The 22,348-nt window shown below is 73.1% G+C and carries 18 protein-coding genes; 10 read left to right on the top strand and 8 right to left on the bottom strand.

What is annotated here, in order from left to right; translation table 11 throughout:
• Window positions 1–64 precede the first annotated feature (64 nt).
• Genes AC07C1_RS18895 through AC07C1_RS18880 form a run of 4 tightly spaced genes read right to left on the bottom strand, consistent with a single transcriptional unit; the run spans window position 65 to window position 5,076 of the window.
• Complete coding sequence (locus tag AC07C1_RS18895; protein WP_478940324.1) at window positions 65–1,402, bottom strand: AAA domain-containing protein; 1,338 nt, start codon at window positions 1,400–1,402, stop codon at window positions 65–67.
• Window positions 1,399–2,997, bottom strand: a complete 1,599-nt coding sequence (locus tag AC07C1_RS18890; RefSeq protein WP_478940322.1) for a hypothetical protein — start codon at window positions 2,995–2,997, stop codon at window positions 1,399–1,401. Before AC07C1_RS18890 ends, AC07C1_RS18895 begins: the two co-directional genes overlap by 4 nt.
• Window positions 2,988–4,235, bottom strand: a complete 1,248-nt coding sequence (locus AC07C1_RS18885) for a hypothetical protein (protein WP_478940321.1) — start codon at window positions 4,233–4,235, stop codon at window positions 2,988–2,990. Before AC07C1_RS18885 ends, AC07C1_RS18890 begins: the two co-directional genes overlap by 10 nt.
• Entirely contained in the window at window positions 4,132–5,076 is a 945-nt protein-coding gene (locus AC07C1_RS18880) for a phosphatase PAP2 family protein (RefSeq protein ID WP_478940319.1), read from the bottom strand. Before AC07C1_RS18880 ends, AC07C1_RS18885 begins: the two co-directional genes overlap by 104 nt.
• A 239-nt stretch (window positions 5,077–5,315) precedes the next feature.
• Between AC07C1_RS18880 and AC07C1_RS18875 the strand changes: the two genes are divergently transcribed.
• Complete coding sequence (locus AC07C1_RS18875) at window positions 5,316–5,912, top strand: histidine phosphatase family protein (protein ID WP_478940317.1); 597 nt, start codon at window positions 5,316–5,318, stop codon at window positions 5,910–5,912.
• 196 nt (window positions 5,913–6,108) lie between these two features.
• Here AC07C1_RS18875 and AC07C1_RS18870 read toward each other — a convergent pair whose 3' ends face one another.
• On the bottom strand, window positions 6,109–7,668 hold the full coding sequence (locus tag AC07C1_RS18870) for a hypothetical protein (RefSeq protein WP_478940315.1): 1,560 nt from the start codon (window positions 7,666–7,668) through the stop codon (window positions 6,109–6,111).
• A gap of 266 nt (window positions 7,669–7,934) precedes the next feature.
• On the opposite strand from AC07C1_RS18870, the gene AC07C1_RS18865 reads away from it, so the two are divergent.
• On the top strand, window positions 7,935–8,348 hold the full coding sequence (locus AC07C1_RS18865; RefSeq protein WP_478940314.1) for a hypothetical protein: 414 nt from the start codon (window positions 7,935–7,937) through the stop codon (window positions 8,346–8,348).
• Between the two features lie 34 nt (window positions 8,349–8,382).
• Window positions 8,383–9,252, top strand: a complete 870-nt coding sequence (locus AC07C1_RS18860) for a spermidine synthase (RefSeq protein ID WP_478940312.1) — start codon at window positions 8,383–8,385, stop codon at window positions 9,250–9,252.
• Between the two features lie 126 nt (window positions 9,253–9,378).
• On the opposite strand, the gene AC07C1_RS18855 is transcribed toward AC07C1_RS18860, so the two are convergent.
• On the bottom strand, window positions 9,379–9,891 hold the full coding sequence (locus AC07C1_RS18855) for a hypothetical protein (protein WP_478940310.1): 513 nt from the start codon (window positions 9,889–9,891) through the stop codon (window positions 9,379–9,381).
• Between the two features lie 98 nt (window positions 9,892–9,989).
• Between AC07C1_RS18855 and AC07C1_RS18850 the strand changes: the two genes are divergently transcribed.
• From AC07C1_RS18850 to AC07C1_RS18840, 3 genes are all read left to right on the top strand, one after another.
• Entirely contained in the window at window positions 9,990–10,709 is a 720-nt protein-coding gene (locus AC07C1_RS18850) for a response regulator transcription factor (RefSeq protein ID WP_478940308.1), read from the top strand.
• A complete protein-coding gene (locus AC07C1_RS18845) occupies window positions 10,706–12,109 on the top strand; it encodes a sensor histidine kinase (RefSeq protein WP_478940307.1) in 1,404 nt (467 codons plus the stop codon). The genes AC07C1_RS18850 and AC07C1_RS18845 overlap by 4 nt, the downstream gene beginning before the upstream one ends.
• Before the next feature lie 109 nt (window positions 12,110–12,218).
• The gene (locus AC07C1_RS18840; protein WP_478940305.1) at window positions 12,219–13,685 is read left to right on the top strand and encodes a glycoside hydrolase family 18 protein; all 1,467 of its coding nucleotides are present in this window, start codon (window positions 12,219–12,221) and stop codon (window positions 13,683–13,685) included.
• A gap of 61 nt (window positions 13,686–13,746) precedes the next feature.
• Here AC07C1_RS18840 and AC07C1_RS18835 read toward each other — a convergent pair whose 3' ends face one another.
• Together AC07C1_RS18835 and AC07C1_RS18830 are read right to left on the bottom strand one after the other, a co-directional pair.
• Entirely contained in the window at window positions 13,747–15,174 is a 1,428-nt protein-coding gene (locus AC07C1_RS18835; RefSeq protein ID WP_478940304.1) for a GH1 family beta-glucosidase, read from the bottom strand.
• Window positions 15,175–15,267: 93 nt separating this feature from the next.
• Window positions 15,268–16,317: a LacI family DNA-binding transcriptional regulator gene (locus tag AC07C1_RS18830; protein WP_478940302.1), complete on the bottom strand. Its 1,050-nt coding sequence runs from the start codon at window positions 16,315–16,317 to the stop codon at window positions 15,268–15,270.
• Window positions 16,318–16,810: 493 nt separating this feature from the next.
• Here AC07C1_RS18830 and AC07C1_RS18825 point away from each other — a divergent pair, with 493 nt between their 5' ends.
• From AC07C1_RS18825 to AC07C1_RS18810, 4 genes are all read left to right on the top strand, one after another.
• Complete coding sequence (locus AC07C1_RS18825) at window positions 16,811–18,130, top strand: ABC transporter substrate-binding protein (protein ID WP_478940300.1); 1,320 nt, start codon at window positions 16,811–16,813, stop codon at window positions 18,128–18,130.
• Window positions 18,131–18,639: 509 nt separating this feature from the next.
• Window positions 18,640–19,632, top strand: a complete 993-nt coding sequence (locus tag AC07C1_RS18820; RefSeq protein WP_478940298.1) for a carbohydrate ABC transporter permease — start codon at window positions 18,640–18,642, stop codon at window positions 19,630–19,632.
• Window positions 19,633–19,646: 14 nt separating this feature from the next.
• A complete protein-coding gene (locus tag AC07C1_RS18815; RefSeq protein ID WP_478940296.1) occupies window positions 19,647–20,567 on the top strand; it encodes a carbohydrate ABC transporter permease in 921 nt (306 codons plus the stop codon).
• Between the two features lie 211 nt (window positions 20,568–20,778).
• Window positions 20,779–22,221, top strand: a complete 1,443-nt coding sequence (locus AC07C1_RS18810; protein WP_478940294.1) for a GH1 family beta-glucosidase — start codon at window positions 20,779–20,781, stop codon at window positions 22,219–22,221.
• Window positions 22,222–22,348 lie beyond the last annotated feature (127 nt).

Here is a 22,348-nt window from a genome sequence, read left to right as displayed (position 1 = left end):
GGTCGGCTGGGCGCCGCCTTCAGGTGGGCCACCGTCCATTGTCCCGCGCCCGCGCAAGGGGCTGTCATGGCCGCCAGCTCACCCTGTGCTCCCCCAGGTGGGCCAGGACGGCGTGATTCGCCTCCCAGCCGTCGGGAAACTTCACCAAGGTGCCCAGCTGGACCGGTTCCGTGGACGGATAGTCGTCCAGCAGATCGCCCACCCCTGCCCGGCAGACCACGATGCAGGCGTGGCGGTGGCGGGAGGCCAGGACGCACAGCCGGCCGGTCTCCAGGTGGAAGGCGGTGGCGTCGGGGCGGCCGGAGAGCGGGTGCAGGACGACCGTGACGTCGTACTCGCGGCCCTGGAGACGGTTCGCGGTGTCGACCGTCACGTCGGACACGCCGAGGCCGGTCAGGGCCGCGCGGACCGCCGCCGCCTGGTCGCGGTGGGCCGTGCCGACGGCGATGCGGTCGGCGGTGAGGGGGGCCGGGTCCGGTGAGCGTTCCGAGACGGCCGCCCCACCCCGGTCCAGCAGGCGTCGTACGACGGCGGCCACCGCCCGTACCGCCTCCGGGTCCGTGCGCGGGGTGTGCCGGGCGGGCAGTTCCAGCAGACCCCAACCGGACTCCGCCGCCTCGTCGATCACCCGGTCCGGGCCGGAGCCGTCGGAGGCGACGGCGAAGGCGAGGCGGCGGTCGCCGTGGCCGGTGCCGCTGCGGAACGGGGTGTACGGGTAGAAGGCCGCCGAGACCAGGGGCGCCGCCGAGGCCGGCAGGCGCCAGGAGACCGGGAGGCGGTGCTGGGGGAGGCCCGGGTTGTGGGCCAGAAGGGTGGTGACCGCGGAGGCCGACGGGTCGTACGACAGACCCGCCCACTGCTCGCTGCCGACGATCGCGAACGGGTCGAGCTGCCCGGGGTCGCCCACGAACAGCGCCCGCTCGAACAGACCGGCCACGGCGAGCAGGGAGTCCGAGCGCATCTGGTACGCCTCGTCGACGATCGCGTGCCGCCAGGGTTCGTCCACCTTCACGTGCGCCCACTTCGCGGCCGTGGAGAGCACGACCGGCAGGCCGTTCAGATCGGCCGCCTTCGCCGACGTCCGCACCTGCGGCAGATCGTCCAGCGCCTTGTCGTACGCGTCGGCGTCGCTGCTGTGCAGGCGGCCCACCGGCAGGTCCGGATCCTTCTCCGCCAGCCGCAGGACCAGGTCGTCCACCTGGGCGTTCGTCTGTGCCACCACCATCAGCGGGCGGCCCGCGCCGGCCAGCTCCAGGGCCGCGCGGACCACCAGGGTGGACTTGCCGGCGCCCGGCGGGGAGTCGACCACCACGCCCCGCTCGGTGCCGTGCAGGGTGTCGTGCAGGATCGCGTCGGTGGCGCGGGCGGCCGCGGCTCCGGGGTCGAAGTCGACGGTCGTCACAGCGTGTCCTCCTCGGTGACGGTGTCGGGAGCTTCCGCCGCGGGCTCGCCCGGCGGGCCGCCGTGCGTCCACGGGGTCTCCTCCGGGTCGGGCAGCTTCGCCCCGCCGCGCTGCTCGTGCTCGAAGAGGGTGAAACAGATCCGGTCGCCCTTCTCCGGCACCGAACCGGGCTCCGGCTCCCTGCCCCGGCCCATCTTGTCCACGATCCGCAGCACCAGCACGCCCCCGTCCGCCGCGGCCTCGTGACCGACGAACTCCGCCGACTGGGGCTTGCCGCCCAGCGAGCGGTACACCTTCGCACGCTCCGCTAGCTGCGGCCGGTCGTCCGTGCGGACCGTCACCAGAGGGCGCGGGCTCGGCCGCCTGCCCTCGCTGTACGCCATCACGACGTCGGTCACCTCGCCCACGAAGGCCTCACCGGCCAGCCGCCGCCCCGCCATCACCAGCGGGTCGTCCTGCGCCTCCTGCGCCTCCAGGCGGGCCTGCTCACGCTCACGCGTGGCCAGTTTGTTCGCCGCCGTCACCGCGTCGTCCCGGCGTGGCTGCGGCGGCTCGCCGGCCAGCACCCGGTCGCGGTGACCGGTGAACGACCAGCGGTCCCGGGTCCAGCGCTCTTCGACGCGCGCGCCCTCCGGCAGCGCCCGCAGCAGGTCCAGGCCCCGCCACACCGCATCCCAGGTCGGCCGCGTGTGGCCGGCCACCAGGTCGCGGATCTCCCGCTCGGCCCTGGTGAGAGCGGCCAGCCGGTCGTCGGCGTCCAGCGGGTCCTCGGCGGCGGCGAGGGCGGTACGCGCGCGGTCGTAGCGCTCGATGGCCGGGGCCAGCAGCTTGTTGTCGAACGCCGGGTCGGTGGCCGGACCGGCAGGCGGGAACAGCAACTGCCCGGCCGCGTCCCGCTCCAGCTCGGCCCGGCGCGCGGCCTCCGCGCCGGTGACGTCCTGCGGCGGGTCGATCCAGGCGAGCAGAGCGCCCAGGTGCTGGTCCTCCAGGCTGGACTGGCCGGTCGCCCAGTGACGGGACAGCAGGTCGGTGAGGGCGAGGAGCAGCGAGGATCCGGGGACCCGGGCCCGCTCGCCGTAATGGGTCAGCCACCGGCCCAGCAGCGGCACCCGGGGCGGCGCCGGAAAAGGCGCCTCCGGGTCCTGCTCGGCGGTGCGGCGGAACCGCATCGAACGGCCGAGCAGCCGTACGAAGTCCAGGCCCGCGCGGCTCGGCACGATCAGCTGGGGCGCGTCCGCGCACAGCTCCACCTCGACCTTGACCCGCTTGCCGGTCTCCGGGTCGGTCTCCGTGCGTTCGGCCGCCTCCACGGACTCCGCGTGGGAGTCGATGTACGGCAGGACGACGTCGGCCAGTTCGGCGAGGAAAGCGAAGCGCAGGTCGCGGTCGCGGGGCTGCGGTACGACCAGCAGGCGGGGCGCGTCCCGGTCGGTGCCGACCAGCGCGCCGAGCGGGGCGCCCGCCTCGCCGGCGGTGGTGAGCGGCACGAACACCAGCGGGCGGTCGGACAGATGCCGGTGGCGGACGGTCGCGACCGGCTGGGCCCGGCCGCTGCTGACGGCCTCGAGGCGGGCGAGGGTGGTGATCAGGGACACGGGGCCACCTCCGGGCAGGGCGCGTCCGCCAGGGCCTCGGCGTGCGCGGCCGCCGCCTGGTCCGCCGTCCGGAGCGCCTCCGCGCGCAGTTCCGCCGCCCGGCGCAGTGCCGCCACCGCCGGGTCGTCGGGGTCACCGCTCTCACCGCGCGCCGCGGCGAGGACGTCCTCGACCGTGGCCAGGCCGCCCAGTTCGGCACGCAGGGGCCGGCCGAGGCGGGTGACCGCGCCGGCCGCGCGGGAGCGTTCCCGGCAGTGGAAGGCCAGTTCGCAGGCGGACAGGCACTCGGGCGCGTACGTCGCCGGTACCGCCGCCACGGCGGCCGTCAGCTCCTCCGCGGGCCGGTCGGGTGCGAAGCACGTGCCCTCGGGCAGCGAGTCGGCGATCTCCTCGATCCGGGTGAGCCGGGCGAGCTGGCGCGCGGTGACCGCGCGCTGCTTGCGGATGTCGACGGCGGAGCCCGCGGGCAGGTTGGTGAAGTCCTTGGGGCACACCAGCAGCACCCGGTGATGCACGCGCGGACCGGGAGCGCTGTCGTCCGCGAGGCGCGCGGCGACCTCCTCCAGCGCGAGCACGTACACCGCCGCCTGCCGGGCGGCCGCGCCCACCTTCCCCGGATCCGCCGAACCGTCCACCATCGGGAAGGACTTGATCTCCACCACCGACCAGCTGCCGTCCGGGTGGACCACCACCGCGTCGGGCTCCAGGAAGGCGAGCGAACCCGCCACGTCCAGGGCCAGCATCGGGTGATCCAGCAGCGTCCAGCCGCCCGCGCGCGTGGCCTCGCGCAGCGCCAGCGCCGTACGGGCCGTGCGTCCCTCGGGGCCTTGCGCGGCCAGGTCGGGTACTGCGGCCGCCTCCGGCGGTACGGCGCCCGGGTCGAGGCGGGCGTGCACCAGCCGCAGCAGCTCCGCGCCGCCGTCCGCCTTCACCTTCGCCTCGAACGCGTTGCCCCGGGTCAGCGCGAACTGCGACTGCCCGAAGCCGGACGGCGCGCCCAGCGCGCTCGCCAGCCGGGCCTTGTCCACCCCGGCGCCGTCCAGGATCGCCCGCCTGCGGCACCCGGGGTTCGCGGCGAGCGCCGCGAGGGCGCGCGCGTCCAGGGCCTTGGCCGGTACGTCCGGACCGCGCAGCTCAGCGAGCCGGTGCCGGAGCCTCTTCTCCGGCGTCCGTGGGGGAGGCGTCCGGTTCGCCTCCGGCGTTGAGCCGCGACTCGCGCTGCCGTGGAATTCGCTCACCCGCGGAAGTCTGGCATCCGGCACTGACAATCGGGGAACCCATGTCGCCCGTGACCGGTGCGGTGCGCCGGAACAGGCGGGTCCGGAGCAGATCCGCGGCACTCATCACGCGCGGCGCCAGCAGCAGGCCGACGCCCATCACGGCGACGCCCGCGGCGGCGTCCAGGAAGTAGTGGTTGGCGGTGCCCATGACGACGAGCGCGGTCAGCAGCGGGTAGGCGACGCCGAAGATCCTCGCCGGGCGCGTGCCGCCGTAGCGCCACAGCAGCACGCCGCACCACAGCGCCCAGCCGACGTGCAGGCTGGGCATGGCCGCGTACTGGTTGGTCATGCCGCCCATGCCGCGTGGCGCGCTGGCCTCCCCGCCCCACCAGCCGTACGAGCTGTACTGGGCCATCGTGTCCACGAAGCCGTGGCCGGCCGTGAGCAGGCGGGGCGGGCAGGTCGGCAGCAGTGTGAAGCCGATCAGCCCGAGGAATGTGGACGTCATCAGCCAGGTGCGGGCCGCCCGGTAGTACGGGGCGCGGGCCCGGAAGAGCCAGACCAGGACGGCGGGCGTGACCAGGTAGTGCAGCGAGGCGTACCAGAAGTCGGCCGGCACGCCGAGCCACGGCTCGCGCGTGAACAGCCGGTTCAGCGGGTGCTCGGCGTTCAGGTGCAGCAGCTTCTCGATGCGCAGGATCGCCAGGCCGTGATCGACGGCGTTGGTGACGTCACCGCGCGCGAGGAGGCGGCCGGCCGAGTAGCAGCCGTAGACCAGGAGGATCAGCGGCAGCTCGGTCCACCAGCGCAACCGGGGATGGGCGGCCACCTCGGTGCCCGGTGTCTCGGTCTGCGGCATCCGATCGCCCTCCCCCTTCTGCTGTGCGGCGCGCCCAGGCGGGCGGCCGTGCCACTTTACGGTGTCCTTAGGTCGCCCATGAGGGCGCTCCCGCCTTTCCCGCGCGCGGGCATTCAGTCCTCGAAGACGTCGAGATCGCCCGCCGGGTTGCCCCGTCCGGGGGTGAGCGATGATGGAGAGACCCCGTCCCCTTGTCTTCGTGGCGTCCGTGTGGCGTCCCTCTTCCGGAAAGGTCTCCCATGGCACCGCGCATCCTGCTGGCCCGGCACGGACAGACGGCATGGTCGCTGTCCGGCAAGCACACCGGCAGAACGGACGTGCCGCTGCTGGAGGAGGGCCGGCGCGGGGCCAAGCTGCTCGGCGAGCGGCTGCACCGTGCTCCGCTGGACGGGCTGGCGGGGGCGGAGGTGCGCACGAGTCCGCTGTCCCGCGCGCGTGAGACGTGCGAACTCGCCGGCTTCGGTGACCGCGCCACCGCATGGGACACGCTCATGGAGTGGGACTACGGCGCCTACGAGGGCATGACCCCGGCCGAGATCCAGGCCGTCCGGCCCGGGTGGCTGATCTGGCGGGACGGTGTCCCAGAGGGGGAGAGCATCGCCGAGGTCACCGCGCGCGCGGACGAGGTGGTCGGCTGGGCGCGCTCGGCCGACCGTGACGTGCTGGTCTTCGCCCACGGGCACGTCCTGCGGTCGATCGGCGCGCGCTGGCTGGGACTGCCGCTGGACTTCGCGGCCCGGATACGCCTGAATCCGACCTCACTGTCCGTGCTGGGCTGGGCGTACGGCGAACCGGCGATCGAGAGCTGGAACGACCTGGGGCACTTGGCGGGCTGATCGGCTGCCCTGTGTCGCGGCTGGGCGGGGACGGGTCTGCCCGCCCACGCCGGCGGGGCGCCGCCTTCCTCGTGGACGGGTCCCGCCCCAGCGGCACGACCGCCCGCGGCGGGCGACGCTCCGGGGGCCGCGGCTCCTCAAAGGCGTGGGGAATCGAGTGACCCGCCACGGTGTGCCCGCACTCGACGACGAACCGCTACACCCGCCCGGTCCTCGGCAACGACGCGTGCCGGTCCAGGAAGTCCGACACCCCCGTAGCCCGGCGGTGCGGCAGCAGTACGCGCGCCGTGCCCGCCAGCATCGTCTGGATGCGGGAGGACTGGACCTCGTCCAGCAGCGTCAGCACGCGCAGCCCCGCCTCGGCCGCCTCGTCGGGACGGCCCGCACGGGCCAGGTCGTCGGCCAACTCCGCGGTGTAGAGCGCGATGTTGCGGGTGAAGTGGGGATCCTGCAGATGGGCCGCACGGCGTGCGTGCCGCGACGCGCGCCGCCAGTCGCCCAGCGTGGACCAGCACTGCGCCTCCAGCCCCTCCAGCTCGGCCTCTCCGTAGAAGCTCATCCACTCGGGATCGGCGTCCGAGTGGCCGCGCGCGAAGAGGGTCTGCGCCCGAACCAGCGCCTGTTCGCAGCCGGTGCGGTCGGCGAGCCCCGCCCAGCCGCCCGCCTCGCGCAGCGCGAGCAGGGACATCAGGCGCGCGGAGCCCAGGGGGCGGGCGGCGCGTTGGGCGGCCTGCGCGGCCCGGACCGCTTCCCGGGGGCGGCCGGTGTCCCGGGCCAGGAACGCGGTGTTGCAGAAGGCGTGCGCCTCCAGCGCCGGATCGCCGGTCATCCGGGCCGTGGCCAGCGCCTCCGCGTAATGCGAGCGGGCGTCGTCGAAGCGGCCGGAGTCATGGGCCAGCCAGCCGACGGAGATGGCGAGTTCACCGGCGCCCGCGTGCAGCCGGTCGACGGTGGTCTGCCGGGTCGCACCGGCGTCCAGCAAGGCGTAGGCCGCCCGCAGCGGGGCTGCCGCGCGCCGGTAGAGGCCGTCCGCGCCGTGCCGGTCGTCGAGCAGCCGGATACGGCGGACGGCCTCCTCCAGGGCGGCCGCCTCGGGGGTTCCGGGCCGGCGCGGGGGCCGGACCGCGGCCACCGCGTCCGTGGTGAGCCCCAGCGGGCCCAGCGTGACGGCGGCCACCGTGGCGCCTCCGCCGGTCATGAATGCGCGACGCAGCACGTCGCTCTCCTCGTGGTTCAGGTGGTCTTTCGCGTACAGCTCGTGCGGGTCGTACCGCCCGTGCGGGTCGTGCGGGTCATCCGGGCGGTACTGGTCGTACTGGTGGTGCCGGTCGTGCGGGTCCTGCGTGTCATACGGTTCGAAGCCCTCCCTGGTCTCATCGGTCCCGGCGGTCTCGGCAGCCCCCGGCGTCCCACCAGCGGGGAGCACACCCGGGGCCTCGGGCGGGTCCGCCGCGGTGCGCGCCGCGCGTCCGCGAACGGACGAGCGGGGCGAGAAGCCGAGGTCGGTGAGCGTGCGGCCGGGGAACATATGCAGGAACACCCGTTCGTACGCGTAGTTGGGGCAGCGGATCTCGCCCGCCTCGACCCGGCCGACGTAGCGCGCGTCACAGCTCACCCGCTCACCGATCTCACGCGCGGCACGCCGTACGAGCGCCGCGAACTCGGCCGGTGAACGCCTGCCGCGCAGTTGCCGGAAGGCGAGGTTCGGCCGGAGTGGCCGTTCGGGCTGTGACGAGGTCACGGTTGACGACGCCATGGCCGGGTCCTCTCATGCGAACCGTCGAACCATGCCGGAGCCGGGGCGGAAACGGGACGAGTTGTCCGAGTCACGCCCTGGTCCCGGCGGGCATGAACGTACCTGCTGTGAAGGACCCGCCACGCAGGGTTTGGCTACAAAACGGATATCTCCTGCACGATCTGCCATGAAGTGCCATCCTTTGCGGCGCACTTGTGCCGTAGCCGTTGACGCGCTCACACGTTGAACCCCATGGACCGCAACAGGGCTGTGTGGTGGAGGCCGGCATGGAGACCAGCCAGAGCAACGAACCTCGTACGTCGTCGTTGTCGGCACCCTCGTCGTCGGCGGGCGACACCGGCTGCGACCTTGTGACGGTGCCTGCCCGGCAGGGGCTCGAGGCGGTCGACATCCTCCGGCGCGGAGCCGCGGACGCGGTGGGCTCCGTCCTGCACGACGACGGCTGCGACACCCTCGGTTTCCTGGTGCCGGCCGGCACGGCCGCCTGCTGGGACGTACCGGGCAGCACCTGCACCGAGACGAACGGCCGCGGGCTGCGGCTGACCCCCGAGCCGCCGGTGAAGGGCTCCGACTGGCTGCTGCCGCCCGGCGAGGCCGACCTCGCCACCGACCCGGTGGTGCTGCGCCGGGCCCTGGGGGAGGCCGCCCGGCTGATCGAGGCCGCCGACAGCCGCCGGTGAAACACCCGCCCGGCTCACCTGCGAGACTGGACCGATGGGCAGGTCCAGGAACACGCGGCGCAGGCCGGCCGCCGTCGAAGCCGTCGAGGAGGCGGTCGACGGCGGGCTCGCGCAGCTCGTGCCCGACCCCGACCGTGGCCGGGCCTGGACGCTGCTGATCGACGGGGCGCCGCAGTCGCACGTCGACCTGGACGACCCCACGTACCTCTCCTTCGAGTACCAGCGCCGCATCGGCCATGTCATCGACCTCCTCGCCCCGCCCGGCAAGCCCGTGCACGCCGTGCACCTCGGCGGCGGCGCCTTCACCCTCGCCCGGTACGTCGCCGCGACCCGGCCCCGGTCCACCCAGCAGGTGGTCGAACGGGACGCCGGTCTGGTCCACCTGGTGCGCAGGGAGCTGCCGTTGGACCCGAACGCGCGGATCCGGGTACGGTCGGCGGACGCCCGCGCGGGGCTGGCCAAGGTGCCGGACGGCTGGGCCGACCTGGTCGTCGCCGACGTCTTCAGCGGCGCCCGCACCCCGGCCCACCTCACGTCCGTCGAGTTCCTGGACGAGGTCCGCCGCGCCCTGAAGCCGTCCGGCGTCTACGCCGCCAATCTCGCCGACGGCCCGCCGCTCGCCCACCTCCGCGGCCAGATCGCCACCGCCGCCGCCCGGTTCGGAGAACTCGCGCTCATCGCCGACGCGGCCGTACTGCGCGGCAAGCGCTTCGGCAACGCCGTCCTGGTCGCGTCCGACCTGCCGCTGCCCCTCGCCGAACTCACCCGCCGAGCCGCCTCCGACCCGCACTCCGGCCGGGTCGAACACGGCCGGCAGCTCGCCGACTTCACCGGCGGCGCGCTCCCTGTGACGGACGCGGTGGCGGTGGCCTCCCCGGCTCCGCCGCCCTCGGTGTTCCGCTGAGCCCCTGTCAGAAGAGCAGTCCGCGTGCCAGCAGCGGAAGGTGGCGTTCGTACAGGGCCGCCAGGTCCTCCCGACAGGGCGACCTTGCTGACGGTGCCGTCCAGGCCGACGATCAGCACGCTGTAGTCAGTACGTGCCCACCTCCACCCGCGGTGGCCCGTCGTGCCAGGTGCAGAACACCGACACCCGGTCCGCCCCCCGGCCGAACTCCACCCGGATCCATGTCTCCGTCTTCCACAGCTGCATCGACCAGCCGGCCCCCGGGGTCGCCGAGACGAGCGTCGCGCTGGAGGTGCCCAGCTCGAACACCGCCCGGCCGCCGTCGGTGTCGTAGGCCTTGACCTGGCCGGACGCAGGGGCGGAGGCGCTGGGGGAGGAAGCATGGGCGTGCGCCGGGGTCCGCGACGGTGTGGGTGCCGGCGGCGCGGGGCGCTCCCGCGACGGGGCCGGGGAGGAAGACGGCGTCCCCGAGGCCGACTTCGCCTCCGGTGCCGTCGCGTCGGCCGCCGTGACCGGCAGGGCGCGCGGCGGGTCGTACGCCGTCCCCGCCATCACCGTGTGCACACCCCACCACGACAGCGTGGCCGCTGCTCCCGTCGCGAGCAGCCACGCCAGTACGTGTACGAGTCCTCTGCGCATCGCGGGCCATACTGCCTCAGGGGTACCGCCGTGCGCACCCGGGCCGAGTTGTCCACAGGCCCCGGACGGGGTCCGGCGCATGGCGTACGGTGCGGCGCATGGCAAGTGTGCTCGTGGTCGAGGACGACCAGTTCGTCCGCTCGGCGCTCATCCGGCATCTGGCCGACGCCTCGCACACCGTGCGCAGCGTCGGTACGGCACTGGAGGCGCTGCGCGAGGTCGCCCATTTCCGTTTCGACGTGGTCATCCTGGACCTCGGACTGCCCGACCTGGACGGCTCCGAGGCCCTGAAGATGCTGCGCGGCATCACCGACGTGCCCGTCATCATCGCCACCGCCCGGGACGACGAGACGGAGGTCGTCCGGCTGCTGAACGCCGGCGCGGACGACTACCTCACCAAGCCCTTCTCCGTCGAGCATCTCTCCGCCCGTATCGCTGCCGTGCTGCGCCGGGCCCGCTCCGGCGCGGCGGAGTCCGCGCCCTCGTCCGTGCTCCGCGTCGGCGGGCTGACCGTCGATCCGCTGCGCCGCCAGGCCGAACTGAACGGTTCCCGACTGGACCTGACCCGCCGCGAGTTCGACCTGCTGGCCTTCCTGGCGGGCCGCCCCGGCGTCGTCGTCCCGCGCAAGGAACTCCTCGCCGAGGTCTGGCAGCAGTCCTACGGCGACGACCAGACCATCGACGTCCATCTGTCCTGGCTGCGCCGCAAGCTGGGGGAGACCGCGGCCCGGCCGCGCTATCTGCACACCCTGCGCGGCGTCGGCGTGAAGCTGGAGCCGCCCGCGCTCCCGGAGGAGGAAGGGGCGCCACCGCGATGAGATGGGCCCTGGTCAAGGTCTGCCTGGCCGTCACCACGATGGTCGTGGTCGCCTTCGCCGTCCCGCTCGGCCTGGTCGTCGAGGAGATGGCCCGCGACCGCGCGTTCGCGGGCGCCGAGCGGGAGGCCGCCGCGGTCGCGCCCGCGCTGTCCATCACCACCGACCGGGACAAGCTCGAACGGGTGGTGGCCTCCGCCGGTGCCGACTCCGGGATGGCGGTGCACCTGCCCGCCGACAGCGTCCGGTCCGCGCTCGACCTCGGCCGGCAGCGCGCCGCCGACCGCGACATCCAGGCCGTGCGCAAGCTGGGCCGCGCCTCCACGACCACCGTCGCCGGCGGCTCCACGCTGCTGCAGCCGGTCGCGCTCGGCTCCGGTTCCATCGCGGTCGTCGAGGTGTACGTCCCGGAGTCCGCGATGACCAACGGCGTCGGCACGGCCTGGGCGGTCCTCGCGGCCGTCGGCCTCGCGCTGATCGTCGGCTCGGTCGCCGTCGCCGACCGGCTCGGGGTGCGCATGGTGCGGCCGGCCCAGCGGCTGGTCGAGGGAGCGCACGAGCTGGGCGAGGGCAAGCTGGGCGCCCGGGTGCCGGAAGACGGCCCGACCGAACTGCGGCTCGCGGCGGTCGCGTTCAACTCCATGGCCGACCAGGTGGTCCAGCTCCTCGCCAACGAACGGGAGCTGGCGGCCGACCTCTCCCACCGGCTGCGCACCCCGCTCACCGTGCTGCGGCTGAACGCGGCCTCACTCGGCGCCGGACCCGCCGCCGAGCAGACCCGGGCCGCCGTCGCCCAGCTGGAGGGCGAGGTGGACACCATCATCCGTACCGCGCGGGAGGCCAAACCGCAGACGGCCGCGGCCGGACCCGGGACCGGATGCGACGCCGCCGCGGTGGTCCGCGAGCGGATGGAGTTCTGGTCCGCGCTCGCCGAGGACGAGGGGCGCAAGTGGCGGGTGGCCGGAGCCGACCGCCCGGTGCGCATACCCGTGGCCCGCGCCGACCTGGCCGCCGCGCTCGACGCCCTGCTCGGCAACGTCTTCCGGCACACCGCCGAGGGCACCGCCTTCGCGGTCGACCTGCACAACGGCGAGGACGCGGTGATCGTGCTGGTCTCCGACGCGGGCCCCGGCATACCCGACCCGGACGCGGCGATGGCCCGCGGCCGCGGCTCCGGGAACGCCGGCTCGACCGGCCTCGGCCTCGACATCGTGCGCCGGCTCGCCGAGTCCACCGGCGGTGACGTCCGCATCGGCGCCTCGGTCCTGGGTGGCACCGAGGTGCGGATCTGGTTCCAGCTGGACGGGCGGAAGCCGGTGGGCCGGGGGCACCGGGGCACCGTACGGAGGCGACGACCGGGCAAATTGGTCTCTACCTTTAACCGCCCCCGATCCCTTCCTTAAGCGCAGCCTAAGAACCTCGACGACCGTCCACATCAAGCCGTTTGTCCGTTTCCGCCTCGCTAGCGTGCTGCCGCACCACACCCCGTGAACAGCGAAGGCAGGCACGCGCATGAGCACGCACCGGCGCAGGATCAGTGGCAGGAACAAGGCGATAGGCGGTCTGGTGGCCGCGGCGGTGGCCGGTGGCGGCGCGGTCCTGCTCACCGGCACCGCCAACGCGGCCGGCGTGAACGCCGCGTACACCAAGACCAGCGACTGGTCCACGGGCTACACCGCGCAGTACGTCGTCACCAACAACAGCGGCCAGGCCGAGAAGACCTGGACGCTGGAGTTCGACCTCCCCGCGGGCGCCAAGCTGTCCTCCCTCTGGAACGGCGAGTCGAGCGTCAGCGGTCAGCACGTCACCGTGAAGCCCCCGCAGTGGGACACGGACGGACTGGCGCAGGGCAAGTCGGTCACGGTCGGCTTCGTGGTCAACGGCAAGGGCGACCCGGCGGGCTGTCGGATCGACAACGCGCGGTGTTCCGCCGACGACGGAGCGACCCCCGAGCCGAGCGGCCGCCCCACCGAGACCCAGTCCCAGACGCCGACCCCCACCAAGTCGGCCACCCCCACCAAGTCGGCCACCCCCACCCAGAGCGCCACCCCCACCCCCACGGGCGGCACCGGCAGCGGCACCACCGCCTCGGCCGGGTTCGCCCCCTACGTCGACACCTCCCTCTACCCGGCCTTCGACCTCGTGGGCGCCGCCGACGCGACCGGCGTGAAGAACTACAACCTCGCCTTCGTCACCGACGGCGGCGGCTGCACCCCCAAGTGGGGCGGGGTCACGGACCTGAACAGCGACGGTGTGGCCGCCCAGATCGGCTCGTTGCGCGCCAAGGGCGGTGACGTCCGGGTCTCCTTCGGCGGCGCCTCCGGTTCGGAGCTGGCCACCACCTGCTCCTCCGCGGACGCGCTGGCGGCGGCGTACGGCAAGGCCGTCGACGCCTTCAAGCTGACCAAGGTCGACTTCGACGTGGAGGGCGGCGCGCTGCCCAACACGGCCGCCAACACCCGCCGCGCCCAGGCCATCGCCAAGCTCCAGTCCCAGCACCCGGGCCTGGACGTCTCCTTCACCCTCCCGGTGATGCCGGAAGGCCTCACCCAGGACGGCGTGAACCTCCTGTCCGACGCCAAGTCCAACGGCGTGAAGATCAACACCGTGAACATCATGGCGATGGACTACGGCCCTTCCTACAGCGGTGACATGGGCACCTACGCCGAGCAGGCCGCCACCGCCACCCAGGCACAGGTCAAGGGCGTGCTGGGGCTGTCCGACTCCGCGGCCTGGAAGGCGGTCGCGGTCACCCCGATGATCGGCGTCAACGACGTCTCCTCCGAGGTCTTCAAGGTCGACGACGCCACCCAGCTGGTGAACTTCGCCAAGTCCAAGGGCCTCGGCTCGCTCTCCATGTGGTCCGCGGCCCGTGACAAGCAGTGCGACGGCGGCACCAGGCCCACCGCCGACGCCACCTGCAGCTCCGTCATCCAGGACAAGTTCGCCTTCTCGAAGGCGTTCGGGGCCTTCAACTGACGGCGCACCCACTGACGGGGCGCGGCACCACGGTGGGGTGCCGCGCCCCCTTCCGGCTGGGTCAGGCAGCCGGCTCCACCGGCGGCAGCACTCCCGTCCGCGCCGCCTCCGCATACCACCGCGCGCTCGACTTCGGGGTCCGCTCCAGCGTCGCCCGGTCCACGTACACCGCGCCGAACCGCTTGCCGTAGCCGTACGCCCACTCGAAGTTGTCCATCAGGGACCACAGGTAGTAGCCGCGCACATCGGCGCCGTCGGCGATCGCGCGGCGCGCCTCCGACAGATGGCCGTGCAGGTAGGCGATGCGCTCGGGGTCGTGCACGCGGCCGTCGGGGTCGGGTTTGTCGTCGCAGGCCGCGCCGTTCTCGGTGATGTACAGGGGCAGTCCGGGGGCCTCGCGCGTGTAGCGCATGAGCAGGTCGTACAGGCCCGTCGGATCGATCGTCCAGCCCATCGCCGTGCGCGCGCCCGGCGTCTGGTGGAACAGCACGTCGTCGGCGGCCGGCCAGGGGGAGTGGTCGCCGCCGCCGTGACCGTCCGCGCGCGGGCCCGCGGACTTGCCGGAGGCCGCCGAGACCAGAGCCGGGGTGTAGTAGTTCAGGCCCAGGGCGTCCAGTGGTGCGTTGATCGCGCCCTCGTCGCCGTCGAGGACGTAGGACCAGTCGGTGACCGGGGCCGTCGCCGAGAAGAGCGACTCGGGGTAGCACCCGTGCAGCATCGGGCCGTGGAAGATCCCGTTGGCCAGGTCGTCGATCCGGCGGGCCGCCGCAAGGTCGGCCGGATCCTGGGAAAGGGGCCGGACGACGGAGGAGTTGAGGCTGACCGCGATCCGGTGGCGGGCCGGCAGCACCGAGCGGAGGGCCGCCGCGCCCAGGCCGTGCCCCAGGTTGAGGTGGTGGGCCGCGCGCAGGGCGGCCGCCGGGTCGGTGCGGCCGGGGGCGTGCACCCCGGAGCCGTAGCCCAGGAAGGCGCTGCACCAGGGTTCGTTGAGAGTGGTCCACTGCTCCACCCGGTCGCCGAGCGCCTCGCCGACGAGCCGCGCGTACTCGGCGAACCGGAGCGCGGTGTCCCGCTCCGGCCAGCCGCCCGCGTCCTCCAGTTCCTGCGGCAGGTCCCAGTGGTAGAGGGTGACGGCCGGCTTGATGCCGTGCGCCAGCAGCTCGTCCACCAGACGGCGGTAGAAGTCCAGGCCACGCTGGGCCGCCGGGCCCCGGCCCGTCGGCTGCACCCGCGACCAGGAGACGGAGAAGCGGTACGCGGTCAGGCCCAGCTCCGCCATCAGCGCCACGTCGTCGCGGTACCGGTGGTAGTGGTCGACCGCGACATCACCGGTCTCGCCGCCCGCCGTCCGGCCCGGTGCATGGCTGAAGGTGTCCCAGATCGAGGGGGTGCGGCCGTCCTCCCGCACCGCGCCCTCGATCTGGTAGGCGGAGGTCGCCGCACCCCAGAGGAACGCGGGAGGGAAGGACACGGTCATCGGTTCGGACATGGAATCGCTCCCACGAGTCGAGGGGCCCCCATTATGCATGGGAGCGCTCCCACGTCAACAGGGGTCCCGGACCCTGGACGGTGGGTGAGATCCCTACGCCGACTCGCGCACCACCAGCTCCGTCGGCAGGACCACCTCCCGGTGGCCGGTGCCGCGCTGGGCGATCTCGTCCAGCAGGAGGCTCGCCATGGTGCGGCCCATCTCCTCCAGCGGCTGGCGGACGCTGGTCAGCGGGGGATCGACGTGCCGGGCCACGATCGAGTCGTCGAAGCCGACGAGGGCGACGTCGTGCGGCACCCGCCGCCCCGCCGTGCGCAGTTCCAGCATCGCGCCGGACGCCATCACGTCGGAGGCGGCGAAGACGGCGTCCAGCCCCGGGTTCCGGTCCAGGAGTTCCCGCATGGCCGCCCGGCCGCCCTCCTCCGTGAAGTCGCCGCGCGCGATCAGGGCCTCGCCGGCGGTGGCCCCCGCGTCCCGCAGCGCCTCTTGGTAGCCGTCCAGCCGGCCCTGCGCCGCGTCCATGTCCAGCGGCCCCGTGATGGTGCCGATGGTCCGGCGGCCGCCCGCCAGCAGGTGCTCGACCGCGATCCGGGCGCCGCCCCGGTTGTCCGCGCGGACGTGCCCCAGCCGCTCCCGGTCGCTGCGCCTCCCGGCCACCACGGTCGGCACGGCCAGTTCGTCCAGCCGGTCGGGCAGTGTGTCGTCGCCGTGGACCGCCATCATCAGCACCCCGTCCACCCGCTGAGCGGACAGATAGGTGGCGAGCCGGCCGTACTCCGTCTCGTCGCGCGCCAGGACCAGCAGCAACTGCATCCCGGCGTTCGCGAGTCCGGCGGACGCCCCGAGGATGATCTCCGAGAAGTACGGCTCGGAGAACAGCCGGGTCTCGGCATCGGGCACGACCAGCGCGACGGAGTCCGTGCGGCGGGTGGCCAGGGAGCGGGCCGCGCGGTTGGGTACGTAGCCGAGTTCGGCGATCGCCCGCTCGACGGCCGCCCGGGAGCGGTCGCTGACCTTGGGGGAGCCGTTGATCACCCGGGAGGCCGTGCCCCGGCCGACACCGGCGCGGGCGGCCACGGCGTTCAGGGTCGGGTGCCGGACGTCCGCGGTCCTGTGTGGCTGCGGCAGTTCGGCAGGGCTCATCGTTCACCTTCCGGCGTTCCGTGGGGGGCCGCCTCATTCTGGCCCAGGAAATCCCGCAACCCCCGTGCCGAGCCGCGCAGTTCGCGCACCGCGTCCGGCCGCCCCGGCCATGACCTGCCGGAATCCGGCACGAGACGCGCGCGTGACCGGCTGGTGACGCCACGTCGCGCGACACATTCGCGTGACGCGCGGAACACGCTTGCGCAACAACGCCGTTTTCAAGTCTTGACACCCGGCCCGGCAACAACGAGTCTTCCGGCATGCCGCGTGGGAGCGGTCCCACGGGGGGACCGGGGCCCTCTCCCCCGTGGAGCCGAAACACCGACGGCCCTCCCCTCTACCTTGCCTGACACACCGTTGACCAGCACCTCTTCACCGCACGTCGCGTGCTGTGGGCCGGCCGCTGCTCGAACCAAGAGGGCAGGTCCGGACTGTCGGACCCGGCGGTCTGATTCCTGAGGTCCCGTTCCCCACTGGAACAAGGAGTAGTGGAATGCGCATCACCCGTACCGGCGGCGGCCACGGCCGCAGAGCAGCGGCCCTGACCACATCGGTTCTCACGGCCTCGGCCCTGCTGCTGACCGGCTGCAGCAGTGACGACGACGACTCGAGCTCGGATGCCAACGGGAACATCACCCTCGAGGTGGCCGACTTCGGGCAGTTCGGCTACAAGGAAGCCGATCTGTTCGCCAAGTACCACCAGCTGCACCCGAACATCATGGTGAAGGAAGAGACCACCGCCAACGAGCAGGACTACTACCCGAAGCTCCTTCAGCAGCTGAACACGGGCAGTGGCCTCGGGGACGTCACCGGTATCGAGGTCGGGCGCATCAAGGAGGTCGTCGACACCCAGGCGGGCAAGTTCACCGACCTCAGCAAGACGATCGACGTGAACAACTGGGTGTCCTGGAAGGAGAAGCAGGCCACCGCCAAGGACGGAACGGTCATCGGCGCCGGCACCGACATCGGCCCGATGTCCCTGTGCTACCGCAAGGACCTGTTCGAGAAGGCGGGCCTGCCCACCGACCGCGAGGCCGTTGCCAAGGCCGTCGCGGGCGGCTGGGAGGACTACCTCAAGCTCGGTGAGCAGTACGAGAAGAAGGCGCCCGCCGGCACCTACTTCATGGACTCCGCGTCCGCCATGTACAACGCGGTCGTCAGCTCCTCCTCCGAGCAGTACTACGACGCCGACGGCAAGCCGGTCTACAAGGACAGCCAGGCCGTGAAGCAGGGCTGGGACCTGGCCGCCGAGGCCGCCGGCAAGAAGCTGAGCCACGGCCTGCCCCAGTTCACCGACGCCTGGACGGCGGCGCTGCGCAAGGGCACCGTGGCCACCGTGGCCTGCCCCGCCTGGATGGCCGGCCAGATCTCCACGAACTCCGGTGACGCCTACAAGGGCAAGTGGGACATCTCCCGCGCGCCCGGTTCCACCGCGGCCAACTGGGGCGGCTCCTTCCTGGCCGTCCCCAAGGGCGGCAAGCACGTCAAGGAGGCCACCGAGCTGGTCAAGTGGCTGACCGCCCCGGAGCAGCAGGCCGAGGTGTTCAAGGCGATCGGCGTCTTCCCGTCCAACAAGGGCGCCTACGAGCTGGCCAGCGTGAAGAACGCCAAGCTCCCGTACTTCAGCGACGCTCCGATCGGCCAGATCTACGCCGCGGAGGCCAAGTCCATCCCCGAGGCGGTGCTCGGCCCGAAGGACGGTGTCATCAAGGACACCATCTCCACCCAGATCAACAACATGGAGCAGCACGGCACCAAGTCCGCCGACGCGTGGAAGGCCGCGACCGACTCGATCGACAAGGCGCTCGGCTAGGGCCTCTCGGCCCTGGACGCCCCCGGTGCGGGCGGCCCGCCGGCCGTCCGCACCGATCAGGTGCCTTCGTTTCGCTGGTCTGGCGCGTTTCGATCATCCCGGGGCGCTCGGGGATCCAGAGCGGCCACCGACCGCCGCGGCGCGGGGCGAACGGGCCGGAGCCGTCCCGGTCCCCTTCGAGCGCGGCCAGGAGCCGGACCTTGCCGGCCCCTCGGGCCCGGTGGCTGCCCGGCCGGCACCCCTGCCTGTCCGCGAGGGCCGTCCGCACCGCGGCGCCCGGCGGGCAGCGCGTCCACGGCACGGGCCGCGCGGGAGACGGAAGACGCCGCGCCGCCCGCGCGCGGCACCGTCCGGCGGGCCCGGCGGACGGGCTCCGCCTCACACGCACGTCAGGCCGCGCGGGCCGCCCGGCGCCGCACCGATCCGCGCAGGGGGCGGCGGGACCGACCCGGCCCCTGAACCCGCCTCCGCCCCCAACCGGCCGAAACCTCCAGGGAAGGACTCCCTCCGTGGCAACGACAACCCCCGCACGGGGTGCCTACACCCCGCCACCCGGCGGCACCGGCGCCGCGTCCGACGGACGCGGCAAGTGGCGCACCCGGCTGTGGCGTCTCGACGACAAGGCGTCACCGTACGCCTACATCGCCCCCTTCTTCCTCATCTTCGGCGCCTTCGGGCTCTACCCGCTCCTCTACACCGGCTGGATCGCCCTGCACCGGGTGGAGATGACGGGCCTCGACCAGTCCCAGTGGGTCGGCTGGGACAACTTCGCCAGGATCCTCCAGGACTCCGAGTTCTGGACGGCCGTCGTCAACACCTTCGTCATCGGCGTCATCTCCACCGTTCCACAGCTCCTCGTGGCTCTGGGCCTGGCCCACCTGCTCAACTACAAGCTGCGCGCCAGCACCTTCTGGCGGACGGTGATCCTCACCCCGTACGCCACCTCGGTGGCCACCGCGGCCCTCGTCTTCGCCCTGGTCTTCCGTGCCGACGGCGGCATCCTCAACTGGGTGCTGCACTTCTTCGGCGCCGGCAACACCGACTGGGGCAACGGGCAGTGGACCTCCAAGATCGCCATTTCGGTCATCGTGATCTGGCGCTGGACCGGCTACAACGCCCTGATCTACCTGGCGGCCATGCAGGCGGTGCCCACCGACCTGTACGAGGCGGCCTCCATCGACGGAGCCACCCGCTGGCAGCAGTTCCGCAAGGTGACCATTCCCTCGCTGCGGCCGACGATCCTGTTCACCATCGTCATCTCGACCATCGGTTCCATGCAGCTGTTCGGTGAGCCGCTGCTGCTGCAGGGCGGCACGCTCGGCTCCATCGGCGGCAGCGAGCACCAGTACGAGACGCTCAGCATCTACCTCTTCAACTACGGCTGGCAGCTGGGGCACCTGGGTCCGGCGGCGGCCGTGGCCTGGGCCATGCTCGTCCTGCTGCTGCTCATCGCCCTGATCAACTGGATCGTCGGCCGGTTCGTGCGCAAGAGCGCGGCCTGACGGGAGCGATATCGATGACCACGACCAGCCCCACCAAGACCGCGCCGGACTTCCGCCCGGCACCGCTCCCCGCCTCCCCCGACAAGGGCCGCGGCCGTTTCAAGCTCGGCGCCGGACAGCAGCTCAAGGGCGGCCCGTTCACCTACGCCGCCCTGATCGTCGTCGGCCTGGGCTCGATCTTCCCGCTGTACTGGACGCTGGTGGCCGCCTCCCACGACCAGCAGCGGGTCCTGGACAGCCCGCCGCCGCTCGTGCCGGGCGGCCGGCTGTGGAGCAACCTCCAGGCGGCCTGGGACCAGGCCCACCTGGGGAAGGCCATCGTCAACAGCGTCATCGTGGCCGGCTGCATCACCGCCGCCACCCTCTTCTTCTGCACGCTCGCCGGCTACGCCTTCGCCAAGATGCGCTTCCGCGGCCGTGGGGCGCTGATGACCGCGGTCATCGCCACCCTGACCATTCCGCCGCAGCTCAGCGTCGTCCCGCTGTTCATGATGATGTCGGACATCGGATGGGGCGGAAAGCTGGAGTCGGTGATCTTCCCGACGCTGGTCGGCGCCTTCGGTGTCTTCTTCATGCGCCAGTACCTGCTGGAGGCCCTGCCGTACGAGCTGATCGAGGCGGCCAAGGTCGACGGGGCGAGCAACATCCGCATCGTGTGGAACGTGGTCCTGCCCGTGGCCCGGCCCGCGATGATGGTGCTCGGCATGCTCACCTTCGTCCAGGCGTGGAACGACTTCTTCTGGCCCTTCCTCGCGCTGAACCAGGAGGACCCGACCATCCAGGTGGCCCTCGGCCAGCTCAGCGCCTCCTACACCCCCGACCAGAGCATCGTCATGGCCGGAGCGCTGATCAGCACCCTGCCGCTGCTGCTCGTCTTCGTCGTCTTCGGCAAGCAGATCGTCGGCGGCATCATGGCCGGCGCGGTCAAGGGCTGACCCGCGGGCACCCGGTACGGCCCGTCCGGTACGACCCGCCTCCCAAGGCCGCCCCGCACGCGGGCCGTACCGGACCGGGCGTCATCCCCGCCCGACCGATCTCCACGCCATCCCGCCCGCACGCCGTGCCTCGCGCCACCCCTCTGCACTCCGCCGCCGGACCACCGTCCGCCGTCGCCCCTTCCTACGCCACTTTGGGAGCGTTCTCACCATGACCGCCGTACGACCCGAGACCACCACCCGGCCGGCATCGGACACCTCCTTCCCGACCGGCTTCGTCTGGGGTGCCGCCACCGCCGCCTACCAGGTGGAGGGCGCCGCCGCGGAGGACGGCCGCACCCCCTCCATCTGGGACGCCTTCAGCCACACCCCCGGTAAGGTCCGCAACGGCGACACCGGCGACATCGCCGCCGACCACTACCACCGGTACCGCGACGACGTGGCGCTGATGAAGGACCTCGGCCTGAAGGCGTACCGCTTCTCCGTCTCCTGGTCCCGCGTCCAGCCCACCGGCCGCGGTCCCGCCGTGGAGCGCGGCCTGGACTTCTACCGCAGGCTCACCGACGAACTCCTCGAGGCGGGCATCACCCCGGTCGCCACCCTCTACCACTGGGACCTGCCCCAGGAACTGGAGGACGCGGGCGGCTGGCCGCACCGCGACACCGCGCACCGCTTCACCGAGTACGCCGGCATCATGGCCCGCGCCCTCGGTGACCGCATCGACGTGTGGACCACCCTCAACGAACCCTGGTGCTCGGCGTTCCTCGGCTACGGCTCCGGTGTGCACGCGCCGGGGCGCACCGACGCGACCGCCACCCTGCGCGCCGCGCACCACCTGAACCTGGCCCACGGACAGGCGATCGGAGCGCTGCGCGCGGCACTGCCGGCGTCCGCACAGACCTCCATCACCCTGAACCTGCACCAGGTGCGCCCGCTCACCGACAGCGCCGGCGACGCCGAGGCCGCGCGCCGCATCGACGCGGTCGGCAACCGGGTCTTCACCGGCCCCATCCTGGACGGCGCCTATCCCGAGGACCTGCTCGCCGACACCGCGCACCTCGTCGACTGGGGGCGGCTGGTGCGGGACGGCGACCTGGCGGAGATCTCCCGCCCCATCGACGTGCTCGGCGTCAACTACTACTCGCCGACCGTGGTCTCCCTGCCCGCCGACGGCGCCGACGGCGCCCGGAACGACGGCCACGGTGCGAGCGACCACTCCCCGTGGACCGGCTCCGAACACGTCGCCTTCCATCTCGCCAACGACGAGCTGACCGCGATGAACTGGGCCGTCGACGCCGACGGCCTGCACACGCTGCTGACCGGCCTGGCCGCGTCGCACCCGCACCTGCCGCTGATGGTCACGGAGAACGGCGCCGCCTTCGACGACTACATCTCCCCCGAGGGCCGGGTCAACGACCCGCAGCGGATCGCCTACCTCCACTCGCACCTGGACGCCGTCCGCCGGGCCCTCGCCGACGGAGCGGACGTGCGCGGCTACTTCCTGTGGTCCCTGCTGGACAACTTCGAGTGGTCCTACGGCTACTCCAAGCGCTTCGGCGCCGTCTACGTGGACTACTCCACCCAGCGCCGCATCCCCAAGGCGAGCGCCCACTGGTACACCGACGTGATCCGGAGGAACGCCCTGCCGGCCTGAGCGGCACGGGGCGGCGGGGGGGGGGGGGGGGGCCCCCCGCCCCCCCCCCCCCGGGGGGCCCCGGGGGGGCCGGGGGGGGGGGCCCCCCCCCCGGGGGGGGGGGGGGGGGGGGGGCGGCCGCCCCCCC

The organism is Streptomyces sp. NPDC045022 (genome assembly GCF_056432605.1).
The sequence above is the reverse complement of the archived record's forward strand: the minus strand, read 5'-3'. Positions and strand labels throughout refer to the sequence as shown.

Bases quoted from the DNA above. Each gene is read 5' to 3' on its own strand.
- AC07C1_RS18840 (WP_478940305.1), top strand. From the start codon at position 12,219: ATGAGCACGCACCGGCGCAGGATCAGTGGCAGGAACAAGGCGATAGGC.
- AC07C1_RS18880 (WP_478940319.1), bottom strand. From the start codon at position 5,076: ATGCCGCAGACCGAGACACCGGGCACCGAGGTGGCCGCCCATCCCCGG.
- AC07C1_RS18825 (WP_478940300.1), top strand. From the start codon at position 16,811: ATGCGCATCACCCGTACCGGCGGCGGCCACGGCCGCAGAGCAGCGGCC.
- AC07C1_RS18815 (WP_478940296.1), top strand. From the start codon at position 19,647: ATGACCACGACCAGCCCCACCAAGACCGCGCCGGACTTCCGCCCGGCA.
- AC07C1_RS18870 (WP_478940315.1), bottom strand. From the start codon at position 7,668: ATGGCGTCGTCAACCGTGACCTCGTCACAGCCCGAACGGCCACTCCGG.
- AC07C1_RS18810 (WP_478940294.1), top strand. From the start codon at position 20,779: ATGACCGCCGTACGACCCGAGACCACCACCCGGCCGGCATCGGACACC.
- AC07C1_RS18860 (WP_478940312.1), top strand. From the start codon at position 8,383: ATGGGCAGGTCCAGGAACACGCGGCGCAGGCCGGCCGCCGTCGAAGCC.
- AC07C1_RS18830 (WP_478940302.1), bottom strand. From the start codon at position 16,317: ATGAGCCCTGCCGAACTGCCGCAGCCACACAGGACCGCGGACGTCCGG.
- AC07C1_RS18835 (WP_478940304.1), bottom strand. From the start codon at position 15,174: ATGTCCGAACCGATGACCGTGTCCTTCCCTCCCGCGTTCCTCTGGGGT.
- AC07C1_RS18850 (WP_478940308.1), top strand. From the start codon at position 9,990: ATGGCAAGTGTGCTCGTGGTCGAGGACGACCAGTTCGTCCGCTCGGCG.
- AC07C1_RS18845 (WP_478940307.1), top strand. From the start codon at position 10,706: ATGAGATGGGCCCTGGTCAAGGTCTGCCTGGCCGTCACCACGATGGTC.
- AC07C1_RS18855 (WP_478940310.1), bottom strand. From the start codon at position 9,891: ATGCGCAGAGGACTCGTACACGTACTGGCGTGGCTGCTCGCGACGGGA.
- AC07C1_RS18865 (WP_478940314.1), top strand. From the start codon at position 7,935: ATGGAGACCAGCCAGAGCAACGAACCTCGTACGTCGTCGTTGTCGGCA.
- AC07C1_RS18875 (WP_478940317.1), top strand. From the start codon at position 5,316: ATGGCACCGCGCATCCTGCTGGCCCGGCACGGACAGACGGCATGGTCG.